Source organism: Asprobacillus argus, from assembly GCF_032248395.1.
Lineage (GTDB): Bacteria > Bacteroidota > Bacteroidia > Flavobacteriales > Flavobacteriaceae > Polaribacter > Polaribacter argus.
Genome location: NZ_JAVTTO010000002.1, coordinates 771,786 through 784,552, shown reverse-complemented (window position 1 = coordinate 784,552; position 12,767 = coordinate 771,786). Strand labels below are relative to the sequence as shown.

Here is a 12,767-nt window from a genome sequence, read left to right as displayed (position 1 = left end):
CAAGATATTGGCCTCAGTAAGATTAAAGTCAGAGAAACCATCAGTATCATCATCACATTGTTTAAGATCTACCGTATCTGTAGTAGCATAGACAGGTAATGGATGTACGATTAGATTGAAATTTGTAAAAGCCACACAGTTCACCGCATTGTCATTATGTTCTACTCTTACATAGATTGTTTGCGTACCAGCAGTTTCGTTCGTATATGGATTTACCTTATCTATAGGATTTGCATCATTGGTCGCCTCAGCGGCAGATCTATGATAGGATACTGTATAGAGTGCTGTATTGGCAAAGGCTACATTGTTTAAGATCTCTGTATCCTTAGAAGAGAGTGTAATAAAGTTATTGATCAATCCATTGGTATCATCTCCATCTGCAGCGTCATCACAATCACTCACATCAACAGGTGTTTGTATGAGTCCATCTGGATCTTGTGTGACAAATATCTGGAAGCTGGTAGTTGCTAGATTGGCATCACTACAAGTAGTAGGATGCGTAGTATGGAATGTTCTGGCCCAGATAGTATCTGTACTATAGGCCGATAGGTTGGAATATGCATTAGGAGTTGGTAATCTACTGGTATCGTTGAGTGCATCGTTCTGAGTAGGGTAGTAGACTACATTGAAGATGGTAGGATCTTGCCCTGCTAACATCTCTGCATCTTTAAGTGCATGTAGATCAAACACTTCTGTTCCTGTTGTAGAACAAGATAGGATGTTGGTAATTGCATTTGACTTGGGTTGGGGTACAACCACTAAATCCATGGTTAATGAACTGTCATTACACCCAGCGTTCGCATTGTTCTCCACACGTATGTAGACTGTTTGCGTAAAAGCTGTAGTGTTTTGATAATTGATAGTTTTATCGATCACATCAGTAGTACTACTTGTTTGAGCACCTAGAAGTGTGGTATGATAGGTTACCGTATAGTTAGCAGCACTTAGGCCGCCCAATATCTCTGTATCCTTAGTGTTCAGAGTGAAGGTGTCATTTGTAAAACCATCAATATCTGTTCCTACTGAAGTATTATCACAAGCAATATAATCCGCTGGAGCTGTAGGAATAGGTTGTCCAGTTACTCGAATTTCGAATTGTGTGTCAACATAACAAGCATCTGGAGCAAGTCTATTACGTAATCTTGCATAAATTGTTTCTGTTGAATTTACATTGGTATATGTAGTTGGATTTGGTATCAATGTTGTACGAGCAGCATCTGAAAAATAAGCTACTTCAAAGGTTGCGGGGTCTTGAGTTTCTATAATTTCAGGGTCTTTTGTGGTGAGATCAAACGGCGTATTAATGACCAAATCGCCATCTAAATCACAAAAGTCTTCATCTGTTGGAGGGGTTGTTAAAGCAACTGGCGGTTCGAAAACTCCAATATCAAAATTTCCTGTCAATTCTGTCAAGTTGCCACATGCATCTGTTAGCTTTATTACCAATACATATTCTCCTGCATCCGCTGTAGTAATATTATTTAACGTTAAGTTTAACGTAGTAGCTATTACTGTACGCGTACTTCCATCATCAAAAGTCCATTCATAAGTAGCACCAGTACTACCAGCTATAACCGTAGGATCTGGCTCCAATGTTTTTGAATCTCCGATACAATATTCCAATGTTTGGTTATTTATAACCTCGCCGGTAGCAGTATCCGTAATATTAACGGGCAACAGTAAAGAAGATAAGAATGGAGGTAAACCCTGACTAGCAGTAGCTCCACCCAAGCTAACGGTTTGATGTGAATAATTACAAGCAGCTCCTAGTTCATTAGGGTCATTAATAACACTAATATTAGACTGATTATGACTGGTCCAATAAATCTTATTATCTGGGCCCAATTGTAAGGCAGCTCTTGAATTACTATACCTATGTACTTCAAATCTTGAATTGTTAATATCTGTAGCCATAGTTTGGGTTAAATCAAATTGATGTAAGATTTCTGTTGATCCTGCTGTAAAGTTTCCAGTGGATACATATAAAACCTGACTAGATGGCGAAAATTCTACACCATATCCGTTTTGGCCAAGAAGATTTAATTGACTTGGGTTATTTGGATCTTCATAATTGGTTACTATTCCTGTTTCGTCATCAAAATTAAAAATGAAAGTCCCATTAGGCATATTGGCTGCCACTAGTGTCTTACCATCAGGAGATACCTTCAAATAACCTCTTACATCGGTTGTTCTAAAACCCCTTACTTCGCTAATTACGGGATTTGCCGTATCTACACCACCATTATTTACTTTATAGGCATAAAATTCATTATTACCATTTATACTTGTTCTTCCCGTTAAAGAGATTGCCCAAAACTCATTACAATCCTTTGCTCTAACAGCCGTTACTTTTTCTGTCCAATTACTGTCTTTGCCATCCGATAAATTTACAGCTCCAGTTGCATCGCCAATGGCAGTATTAATATCACCCAAGCCGCCATCTAAATTCATATTCACCTCATAATAGAAGAAACCAGGTACACCTGCACTACCACCCGTTGCAGCAGTTCCTACAGTGAAAAGATAGTATACGTTGGGTCTTCCAGGTGCTGGAATGGTTAATGCTGATTGAGAACTTGAGGAGTCTCCTTGCAATCCAGTTCCATTTGGCATTGGTTGATCGTTACGATTCCATATTGTTAGATTTCTTGCATTGGGGTCTGGTGCTCCAACATAAAACAATAAGTTTCCATTTACATCGGAAAAAGAGGAGCATCCCTCTGTTGTACTTAAGGCACTTCCTCCTACTGGAACTGGTACACCTGTGTTAAAATCTAAAGCCGCGTTTTGTCCAAAATACCAAAAATTTGCTTCTTTTTGCGCATAGGTATACACAGAAAAAAATAGGAGGGTCAGGAGTAATATTTTCTTCATGAATGATTATTTGTAAGTGTAAACGTCAAATATATCTAAAAAGTATGATATTTCCCTGATTTTTAACAAGCAAAAAGAAGCACGTATAAGGTTTTAGTATAAAAAAAACACCCACAAATCGCAGGTGCTTTTACAATATATAGAATGATCTTAAAGATCTCGTTTCTTTAATAATATATAGGACCAATAGATAAAAAAGAAGGTCCATACAGAAACCACAATGATACTCATGATATCAATATCATAGCTCTTATTAATAGTTTCTCCGGCAGCATTCGCTAAAGATTTTACTGCTCCCAATCTGGTAAATGGTTCTGTTATTAGATTCCCCATGGCAGTGAATGGTAAGAACTGTGTAAAGACCTCTACTTGAGAAAATCGTTCCGTACTGCTAGAAATATCTCTATAAGAATACATTAGTAATAACCAAATGATTCCTTCAATGATCCACCACACTAGCATGGCTCCAACTGCGAAAGCTGATCTTTTAATTAAGATACCAAAGAATAATCCAAAAGAAAAGAATCCAACTAACTTTAAAAAGAAAGCAAATAGATAATCTAAATCAGAAAATATGATACCTATCTCATTATAATCTGAATAGATCAACCCTAGAATCATAGATACTACAAAAACAAATATGGTTGATACCGCTGCAAAAACAATTACGGTATAAAATTTTGATAGAATGAATTCTTTTTTGCTCAATCCGTCAATCAGGTTTTGCTTTAGCGTTTTGTAGCTATACTCATTGGCCATCATGGACACAATAACGAGCAATAAAAAGAATTTTAAAATGGCGGCCATATAGGTGTTAAAATGCCATATGTATGGGAAGTTGAAAATCCCGGCATCGGCTAAGTGAAACTGTATAACGCCAATGTCAAATTTGATTGCTGCAATAAGTGCAATAGAAGTAAGTAAGCCAAAATAGATAATAGATAGTACCCTGCTGGCCTTGTTGTGTCTTAATTTGTGAAACTCTATGGTAAGTAGTCTTAACATGACTGAATATTATTTGTTGGTTAATTGTTGTTAGTAAGATCTAAGAATTGTTGCTCTAAACTAGGTTTACGTTTTACTAAATGTGAAACGATCACTCCGTTATTGAATAAATGTGTATTCATTTCAGTAGCAGAAATTGGATTGTTTAAGGTGGCTGTAATCAAGTCCCCTTCTTTTTTTACACTTGCAATACTCGTATGTGTTTCTAATAACGATACAAGTTTTGAGTCGTTCCCATCTACTTTTAACTCAAATAAACCATTAGAAGCAGTCATTTCGTCCACACGACCACTATATAATTTAACTCCTTTACGAATTACAACTACATGGCTACATACTTTTTCGACTTCATCCAATAGGTGAGAGGCTAGCAGAATCGTAGTCCCATTGCTTGCTATATTTTTTATAATTGTTCTGATCTCGTGTATTCCTTGCGGATCTAAACCATTTGTAGGTTCATCTAGGATCAAAATTTCTGGATCGTTCAGTAAAGCCGAAGCAATCGCTAAACGTTGTTTCATACCTAATGAGTATGTTTTAAATTTGCTATGCCTTCTTTCATATAAGTTCACAGCTTTTAATTTTTCATCAATTTTTTCTGTCGAAATACCTTTAATCGTACAGATTAATGCCAAATTCTGAGAAGCTGTCATATACGGATAGAAGTTTGGTCTTTCTATAATAGCACCTACTTTTTTAAGTGCTTCATGTGTAGAAAGCCTTCCATCGAACCAGCTAAAAGATCCTGAAGTTCTGTTAACTACGTTTAAAATGATTCCTAATGTAGTCGATTTACCACTTCCATTAGGGCCCAAAATCCCATATACATTTCCTTTTTGTATATCAAAGGATAAATTATTTACGGCATGAACATGTCCGTACTTTTTATCGAGATTTTTAAGAGATAAGATTGTTTCCAATATTGTAAGAATTGTTGGTTAATTTGTATGTATGACGAGTAAGGTACAAAAATGTTACAAGGAGGAAACGAAATGTAACAAGAAGAATTGCAATTAATAATTATCGAAATCGAAGTCGTCTAAACTTTCGAATCCATCATTAAAATCTTCATTAGGGTCATCTCCTAAATCTTCTGCCACAAACTCCTTTTCTGGGGCCTCATCTGGTATGGAACCAACAGTTAATATTGTCTTTGGTAGTTCTGCTGAAGTTTCAGAAGAGATTTCAACCACTTCTACATAAAAGGCCCACATTTTTAAGAAATCATATACGTAGATCAATTTATCTGCTATGTTTGGTAATGCTTCATTAAGAATGCAGGTATTCATTGCCAACGAAACAGGGTCATCGGACATATTGAACAAAGGTATTTCTTCACCTTGATTCCATTCGTCATCTGTTAAATAAAAAGAAGCCATTTCTGTTGCATCAAACCCGAACGATTTGGCAATGGAAAAATGAAGTTCTTCCAGAGTGATTCTATCCTTAACCAAAATAGTTCTGATCACATCTTCTTGAGTATCTAAAATAATACGAATTTTATACATGTTTCGAGTCTGTGTGAGGGTGCAAAATTACGGTTTTTTATGTGTATTTTTACATTTTTAAATGTTATTGTGATGAATAAAAACGAAAAGCTGCAGCATTTCAATGATCTATGTAAGAATACCTTGATGGAGACATTAAACATTGAGTTTGTGGCCATGGGAGATGATTTTTTAACAGCCAAAATGCCAGTGAATTCAAAAGTTCATCAACCTTATGGTCAATTGCATGGTGGAGCAACGGCGGCATTAGCGGAAAGTGTTGGAAGCGCTGCTTCGAATTTTTTCATTGAACTGGAATCGCAATATGTTAATGGTATTGAATTGACTATTAATCATATAAAATCTAAAAGAGAAGGTGTTGTTTTCGCCACGGCGAAGAATATTCATAAAGGACGTTCAACACATTTATGGGAAGTTCGAGTTGAAGATGAAGAGGGTGATTTGATCTCTATTTGTAAATTGACAAGTATTGTTCTAAACAAAAAATCGTAAATGCGACTATTCAAAAAAGTCTTAAAGATTACTTTTAGTATCGTTCTGCTCGTTTTTATTGGTCTTTACATCATGTTCTATCAGTTTACAAAACCGAAATCTGATGAAGTAGTTATGGATGAATTGACAACGGAATTGGTACGGCCCAAACTTACAAAAGAGCGATTTAAGAATTTTGAATATAGAATGGTGTCCGTTGAAAAAGACAGTTCTTTACCGACCATTGTTTTTGTGCATGGCACCATCGGTTCAGCTGTGGATTTTAAAAGCTACTTAACCGATAGCCTGCTGTTAGAAAAGGCAAATATGATCGCATATGATAGGGTTGGATATAATTACAAGGATACACATAATGTTCAAGAGTCTATTTCTTTTGAAGCGGCGATGCTAGATAGTATTATAGGTGACCGCACCAACGTAATTCTTGTTGGATATTCTTATGGTGGCCCTATTGCACTGGCGACAAAAAAGACAGTGAAAAGCATTGTCTTACTGGCTCCTGCGGTATATAGCAAGGTAGAACCTATGCCATCTATGATCAATGTGTATAAATGGAAACTAACGCGTTGGTTGGTTCCTCCAATTTGGAAACAAGCTTCAAGAGAAAAAATATCGCATCAGGAGGATTTAAAAAAGTTTGAAGATCATTGGGGACAAACGAATAATAAAGTCATAAGTATTCATGGAGATGCTGATTGGATCGTACCGTATAGCAATTCTCTTTTTTTAGAAAAACAGTTCTCTAAGGATCAATTTAAACTCGTCACGATCAATAACGTGAGCCATGAATTGGTTTGGAGTAATGACACACTTATAAAACAAGAACTTTTAAAACTACTGAATTGAATATTGTTGGTTTTATAAAAGATCATTTTAAACAGGGTTTACCCTTTGTTGCCTACAGAAAACCTGGTGCAAAAAGTATTTCAGCTTTTTTTCAGGAAACGGATAGATTATTTCAAACCGATAACTATAGTGAATCTGGATTTGTATTTGCTCCTTTCGATAATGCCTTTCCATCTATTTTAATCCCTGAGTCAGCTTCTGAAGTTGTTACTGAAGATTTGGAGTATGACCTGAATCCGAATTTTGGTTTATACGAGGAGTTTTCAGAGAATTCGAAGGAGGATCATATCAACCTAGTAACAAAGACAATACATGAAATCAATACTACAAGGACCAGGAAAATTGTAATTTCCAGAAAGGAAAAAGTGGCATTGGAAAACGCTGATTTTATAAACGTTTTTTTGAAGTTGCTAGCAACCTATAGAAGAGCAATGGTGTATGTATGGTATCATCCTAGGGTTGGATTATGGATTGGAGCAACCCCAGAAACATTACTTAAGTTGAATAGGCAGTCTTTTTCAACAATGTCTTTAGCGGCTACCAGGCCATATGAAAATACACTTAATGTTTCCTGGAATACCAAAGAACTAGAAGAACAATCTTTGGTGACTGATTTTATCACGAACAAGATTGCTAATGTTTCTAAAGACCATAAGACACATGAAAGAGAAACAGTTAGAGCAGGAAATGTAGTGCATTTAAGAACCATGATAACTGGAGCAATTGAAAAAGGAGGAGAGGGATTGTCTCGTTTAATAAAAGCATTACATCCAACACCGGCAGTTTGCGGCTTACCTAGAGAAGCGGCGAAACAATTTATACTAAGGGAAGAAGGATATGAAAGAAAGTACTATACCGGTTTTTTAGGCGAGATACATATGCAAAATAACTCTGAGTTATTTGTGAATTTACGATGTATGGAGCTTGTGGATAATGTCGCTTTCTTATATGTGGGAGGCGGAATAACTGCCGAGAGTATTCCGGAAGAAGAATGGGAGGAAACGAAGCTAAAAACCAAGACCTTAAAGAAAGTATTGTAAAATAAAAGCCATCACAATGTGATGGCTTTTCGTGTAAATGAAATTTGAATTAAGATGTTAAATATCTTCGAAACTAACATCTGTAAAGCTTTCCGTAGATTTCTCTTCTAAAACTTCTTCTTTTTTGAAGTCCTTTTGATGACGTTCACTAATTACTTCTGAACCTTTTTCATTAATAATAAATTCGGTTGCTTTATGAAGCATCTCTTGAAAATCAGAAAAATCTTCTTTATATAAATAAATTTTGTGCTTTTGATAATGGAAAGACCCATCATCATGTGTAAACTTTTTACTTTCTGTAACGGTTAAATAATAATCGTCCGCTTTTGTTGATCTAACATCAAAAAAATAAGTTCTTCTTCCTGCTCTTAAAACCTGTGAAAAGATTTCTTCTTGTTCAACTCTCTCTGCCATAATTTTTGCTAATAAGTGTTAAAATTTCTTAAAATTTTAAACAAATCTAACAAAATATTTCACTTAGCAAAAAGTAAGACTACATTTCTTTTTCTAAAAGTTGCTGACTGTAAAGCTCTTTATAATACCCTTTTTCCGTTATCAATTGATTATGAGAGCCTTGTTGTTTTATTTTTCCGTCTTCAAGAACCAATATTTTATCTGCGTTTTTTGCAGAAGAAACACGATGACTAATTATGAATGTAGTCTTATTCTTAGAAACCTTTGCTAAGTTGGTTAAAATTCTTTCTTCAGTTTCTGTATCTACTGCAGATAGGCAATCGTCAAAAACAAGAATCTTTGGATCTTTAATGATAGCTCTAGCGATAGAAACGCGTTGCTTTTGACCTCCAGATAAAGTGACTCCTCTTTCCCCTAAGATAGTTTGGTAACCATCTTTAAAGTCTACGATATTTTCGTGTACTACTGCATCTTTAGCCGCATTTTCAATTTCATCGGTGCTCGCATTTTCTTTTCCGAATTTTATGTTGTTTTCAATAGTATCAGAAAATAGGAAAGGATCTTGAGGAACAAAGCCTGTTTGATCTCGCAACTGATCTAAGTTGCACTCCTTTATATCTATACCATCGATTAAAACAGTACCTTCTGTAGCATCGTATAATCTCGAAACTAAGTTTACAATACTAGATTTCCCAGAACCTGTTTTACCTAGAATGGCAATAGTTTGACCAGATTCAATTGAAAAACTAATGTCATTCAATGCAGTAATATTTGTATCATCGTAAGTCAATGAAACATTACGAAATTCTACGGTTCCTTTTAGATTGAAAGAATCATGAGTTTTATTTTTGATTTCTGGATCTTGTTGTAAAAACTCGTTAATTCGTTGCTGAGAAACTTCCGCTAGTTTTACCATTGAAGTTACCCATCCAACAATTGCCACCGGCCACGTAAGCATGTTTACGTATATAATAAACTCGGCAATTACACCAAGTTGGATTTCACCTGCGATATACTGTTTACCTCCAATATATATCACTAAAAGATTACTAAACCCAATAAGGAGTACCATTAAAGGAAAAAACAATGCGTTTACTTTTGTTAAGTCGATGTTCTTTTCTTTGCTATCGTTTGCTAAAGATTCAAAATTGGAAATAACGGTTTCTTTGATTCCGTAAGACTTAACTACGTTTATCCCTGAAAAGAATTCTTGATTAAATGTGGTCAATTTAGATAAGTACATCTGAACAATTGTACTTCTTTTATGGATAACTCGGCTTAAAACAAACACGGATACTGAAAGAACAGGAAACGGAATGAGCGTATACATGGTAAGTTTCGCATCAATCCTAAACATGTTAGTAAAACCAACTGCAAAAAGAACAATCATGTTTAAGGCGTACATAAGGGCAGGACCGAAATACATCCTAACTTTCCCAACATCCTCACTAATTCGATTCATCAAATCACCCGTTCTGTTTTTTTTATAAAAATTTAGTGAAAGCCTTTGGTATTGTTGATAAATTTCATTCTTTAAATCAAATTCTACAAGTCTAGAAGTTACAATGATCGTTTGTCTCATTAAAAAAGTGAAAAATCCCGAAAGTACAGCAACACCAACAATGATGAGTACATTAATAAGAAGGTCGTGCTTAACTACCTCAAAATCAGTAATTACTCCGTTTTGATAATCCTCTACAGTGTTTAAAGATCGTCTAATGATCTGAGGAATTTCTAAAGCCAAAAATTTAGATAATATGGTAATGAGGACACCAAGTAATAATCTAAATTTATACTTTAAAAAGTACTTGTTTAAATACCGTAACGCTTTCATTTACTGTTGCTGTTAATATCTTTTTGTTAAAATATATGTAATATGATGCTGATTTTTTTGAAGTTATTTGTCAAAATCTTATTTTTGCGCATTAATTTTTGAGAAATATTAAATTTCTCAAATTCAAAATAATAACTAAAAGATGACATCAGAAATCATAAATACAAGTGATTTAAAGAACGATCCTGTCTTTGGTCAAATTTCTTTTGACGGACATGAGCAAATCGTTTTTTGCAACGACGAAGATACAGGTTTAAAAGCAATTATTGGTATTCATAATACAGTTTTAGGTCCTGCTTTAGGAGGAACAAGAATGTGGACATATGCATCTGAATGGGACGCATTAAATGATGTATTAAGGCTTTCTAGAGGAATGACATATAAATCGGCAATTACTGGTTTAAATCTAGGCGGAGGAAAAGCAGTTATTATTGGAGATGCTAAAACGCAAAAGAACGATGACTTGATGCGTAAGTTTGGTCAATTCGTTGATTCACTAGGAGGGAAGTATATTACGGCGGAAGATGTAGGAATGGAAACTAGAGATATGGATATTATCCGCGAGGTTACACCGCATGTTACGGGTATTTCTGAATCTAAAGGAGGTTCTGGTAATCCTTCACCTGTTACAGCATATGGTGTATACATGGGAATGAAAGCTGCTTCTAAATACAAATTTGGTACGGAGAAACTTGAAGGTAGGAAAATATTGGTGCAAGGAATTGGTCATGTTGGAGAAACATTGGTAAAACATATTACGGACGAAGGCGCTCAAGTTATCATTAATGATATTAATGAGAAACGTTTAGAAGAACTTAGTAAAAAGTATAATGCAAATGTGGTGTTAGGAAATGATATTTATGGACTAGATATAGATATTTATGCACCTTGTGCTTTAGGAGCTACGGTAAATGATGATACTATTCATCAGTTAAAAGCAAAGGTAATTGCAGGTGCTGCAAACAACCAATTAGCAGATGAAGTAAAACATGGTAGGTTATTAAAAGAAAAAGGAATAGCGTATGCACCAGATTTCTTGATCAATGCTGGGGGTATTATTAACGTATATGCTGAGTTGGAAGGTTATAATAAAGAAGAGAGTTTGCGTAAAACTGAGAATATTTTTAATACAACCTTGGAGATATTTCAATTATCTGAAAAAGAAAATATTACCACTCATAGAGCAGCTTTTAATATTGCACAAAATAGAATAGATGCTCGTAAAAGAGAAAAGAATTCTTAGATAAAACAATTATTAATTATATTTTTGCAGAGCGTTAGATTTATCTTTCGCTCTTTTTTTTAAAATAAGTTCTTTAAAATGATTAACAGAAGACATATTAGAGTTAAAGTAATGCAATCTTTATATGCAGTGCTGCATTCAGAAAACAGTGATATAGTAAAGGAAGAAAAATTCCTAAAACATAGTATCAAAAGAATGTTCGACCTTTATGTAATATCCCTACAGTTGTTGGTTGAGGTCCAGTTATTGGCTAAGCAAAAATTGGAAATCTCTAAAAAGAAGTTTTTAGCAACCAAGGAAGACTTAGTGCCAAACACCAAATTTGTTGAAAATTCAATAATCAAAATATTAGCAGAAAGCAATTCGCTTAAAGATTATATTGAAAAACACAAGTTGGACAATTGGAAACTAGACGATGAATATGTAAAGATCGTTTGGGATCATTTAAGAAATACAGAATTGTTCAAGACATATTTAAACTCTGGCGAGTCTTCGTTTACTACAGACAAGAACTTTGTTGTTAGTTTTTTTAAAGAGATTATTGCTCCCAATGAGAAGCTTTTAGATTATTACGAGGATACCACGATCAGTTGGTTAGATGACGTACCTTTTGTGAATACCTGGGTTGTAAGAACCTTACATAAACTAAATTCAAAAGGACCATTTGTTTTAGGAAGCTTGTACAAAGATACTGACGATGAGCATTATGTGTCAGAACTTTTTAAAAAATCTATACTGAATCATTCAGCATATGAAAAAGATATAGAAAGCAAAACTCCAAATTGGGAAACTGACAGGATAGCGGACCTAGATATGATATTGATTAAGATGGGTATCTGTGAGTTCTTAAATTTTCCATCGATCCCTACGAGAGTTACTATTAACGAATATATAGAGATCTCTAAAGACTATTCTACCAAGAAAAGTAGTTATTTTATTAACGGTGTATTGGATAAATTATCTAAAGACTTTATAGAAAGCAAAAGATTAGTTAAAGTAGGCAGAGGATTGCTATAATTTATTATTTTTACAAAAATTTAAAATCATGAGAAAATTATCATTTCTATTTGTAGTTGCATTATCAACTATAGTTTTCGTTTCTTGTAAAGATGGAAACGCATCGGCAAAAGTAAAAGCAAGCAATGTAGAAGTTGCTAAAAAGAGAGATAAAGCTATCAATAACGGTGCAGCTGCAGTTGAGTTCGATAAAACCGAATATGACTTTGGAACCGTAAATGAAGGACAAATTGTTGAGACTACTTTTATTGTAAAAAATACGGGTAAGACAGATTTAGTAATTACGGATGCAAAAGCAACTTGTGGATGTACAGTTCCTGTATGGCCAAAAGAACCAGTAAAGGTTGGAGAGTCAGCAGAAGTTAAAGTGAAATTTAATACTACTGGAAAACCAAACAGACAAAGTAAAACGGTAACGTTGTATACCAACACTGCTACGGGTACTGAATTACTTAAAATCTTTGGAAACGTAACTCCTAAAGCAAAAAAATAAG

Annotated in this window: 12 protein-coding genes; 6 read left to right on the top strand and 6 right to left on the bottom strand. The window is 34.6% G+C overall.

Annotated features, from left to right (window positions below):
• The 4 genes from RQM59_RS07410 to RQM59_RS07395 form a co-directional block, all read right to left on the bottom strand.
• On the bottom strand, positions 1-2,874 hold a 2,874-nt coding region (locus RQM59_RS07410), incomplete at its 3' end, for a hypothetical protein (protein ID WP_349241454.1).
• Between the two features lie 150 nt (positions 2,875-3,024).
• Entirely contained in the window at positions 3,025-3,879 is an 855-nt protein-coding gene (locus RQM59_RS07405) for an ABC transporter permease (RefSeq protein WP_349241453.1), read from the bottom strand.
• Positions 3,880-3,899: 20 nt separating this feature from the next.
• Positions 3,900-4,799, bottom strand: a complete 900-nt coding sequence (locus tag RQM59_RS07400; RefSeq protein ID WP_349241452.1) for an ABC transporter ATP-binding protein — start codon at positions 4,797-4,799, stop codon at positions 3,900-3,902.
• 93 nt (positions 4,800-4,892) lie between these two features.
• Positions 4,893-5,387 carry an IS1096 element passenger TnpR family protein gene (locus tag RQM59_RS07395; RefSeq protein ID WP_349241451.1) on the bottom strand — a complete coding sequence of 165 codons (495 nt, stop codon included), beginning with the start codon at positions 5,385-5,387 and terminating at the stop codon, positions 4,893-4,895.
• A gap of 72 nt (positions 5,388-5,459) precedes the next feature.
• Between RQM59_RS07395 and RQM59_RS07390 the strand changes: the two genes are divergently transcribed.
• From RQM59_RS07390 to RQM59_RS07380, 3 genes are read left to right on the top strand one after another with little or no spacing between them, the layout of a single operon-like run.
• Positions 5,460-5,879 (top strand): PaaI family thioesterase, encoded by a 420-nt coding sequence (locus tag RQM59_RS07390; protein ID WP_349241450.1) that lies wholly within the window; start codon positions 5,460-5,462, stop codon positions 5,877-5,879.
• Positions 5,880-6,725 (top strand): alpha/beta hydrolase family protein, encoded by an 846-nt coding sequence (locus RQM59_RS07385; protein WP_349241449.1) that lies wholly within the window; start codon positions 5,880-5,882, stop codon positions 6,723-6,725. It begins immediately after the preceding gene.
• Positions 6,722-7,765, top strand: a complete 1,044-nt coding sequence (locus RQM59_RS07380) for a chorismate-binding protein (RefSeq protein ID WP_349241448.1) — start codon at positions 6,722-6,724, stop codon at positions 7,763-7,765. The genes RQM59_RS07385 and RQM59_RS07380 overlap by 4 nt, the downstream gene beginning before the upstream one ends.
• 57 nt (positions 7,766-7,822) lie before the next feature.
• Here the strand turns inward: RQM59_RS07380 and RQM59_RS07375 are convergent, their stop codons facing one another.
• Together RQM59_RS07375 and RQM59_RS07370 are read right to left on the bottom strand one after the other, a co-directional pair.
• Positions 7,823-8,179, bottom strand: coding sequence for a PUR family DNA/RNA-binding protein (locus RQM59_RS07375; protein WP_349241447.1), 357 nt, complete (start codon positions 8,177-8,179; stop codon positions 7,823-7,825).
• 79 nt (positions 8,180-8,258) lie between these two features.
• A complete protein-coding gene (locus RQM59_RS07370; RefSeq protein WP_349241446.1) occupies positions 8,259-10,013 on the bottom strand; it encodes an ABC transporter ATP-binding protein in 1,755 nt (584 codons plus the stop codon).
• 142 nt (positions 10,014-10,155) lie between these two features.
• On the opposite strand from RQM59_RS07370, the gene RQM59_RS07365 reads away from it, so the two are divergent.
• From RQM59_RS07365 to RQM59_RS07355, 3 genes are all read left to right on the top strand, one after another.
• On the top strand, positions 10,156-11,256 hold the full coding sequence (locus RQM59_RS07365; protein ID WP_349241445.1) for a Glu/Leu/Phe/Val family dehydrogenase: 1,101 nt from the start codon (positions 10,156-10,158) through the stop codon (positions 11,254-11,256).
• 78 nt (positions 11,257-11,334) lie between these two features.
• On the top strand, positions 11,335-12,273 hold the full coding sequence (gene nusB, locus RQM59_RS07360) for a transcription antitermination factor NusB (protein WP_349241444.1): 939 nt from the start codon (positions 11,335-11,337) through the stop codon (positions 12,271-12,273).
• Between the two features lie 28 nt (positions 12,274-12,301).
• Positions 12,302-12,766 (top strand): DUF1573 domain-containing protein, encoded by a 465-nt coding sequence (locus tag RQM59_RS07355; RefSeq protein WP_349241443.1) that lies wholly within the window; start codon positions 12,302-12,304, stop codon positions 12,764-12,766.
• The last annotated feature ends 1 nt before the right edge of the window (position 12,767 follow it).

Excerpts from the sequence above, each read along its gene's own strand:
- RQM59_RS07375 (WP_349241447.1), bottom strand. The coding sequence starts at position 8,179 with ATGGCAGAGAGAGTTGAACAAGAAGAAATCTTTTCACAGGTTTTAAGA.
- RQM59_RS07395 (WP_349241451.1), bottom strand. The coding sequence starts at position 5,387 with ATGTATAAAATTCGTATTATTTTAGATACTCAAGAAGATGTGATCAGA.
- RQM59_RS07390 (WP_349241450.1), top strand. The coding sequence starts at position 5,460 with ATGAATAAAAACGAAAAGCTGCAGCATTTCAATGATCTATGTAAGAAT.
- RQM59_RS07405 (WP_349241453.1), bottom strand. The coding sequence starts at position 3,879 with ATGTTAAGACTACTTACCATAGAGTTTCACAAATTAAGACACAACAAG.
- RQM59_RS07385 (WP_349241449.1), top strand. The coding sequence starts at position 5,880 with ATGCGACTATTCAAAAAAGTCTTAAAGATTACTTTTAGTATCGTTCTG.
- nusB (WP_349241444.1), top strand. The coding sequence starts at position 11,335 with ATGATTAACAGAAGACATATTAGAGTTAAAGTAATGCAATCTTTATAT.
- RQM59_RS07355 (WP_349241443.1), top strand. The coding sequence starts at position 12,302 with ATGAGAAAATTATCATTTCTATTTGTAGTTGCATTATCAACTATAGTT.
- RQM59_RS07365 (WP_349241445.1), top strand. The coding sequence starts at position 10,156 with ATGACATCAGAAATCATAAATACAAGTGATTTAAAGAACGATCCTGTC.
- RQM59_RS07370 (WP_349241446.1), bottom strand. The coding sequence starts at position 10,013 with ATGAAAGCGTTACGGTATTTAAACAAGTACTTTTTAAAGTATAAATTT.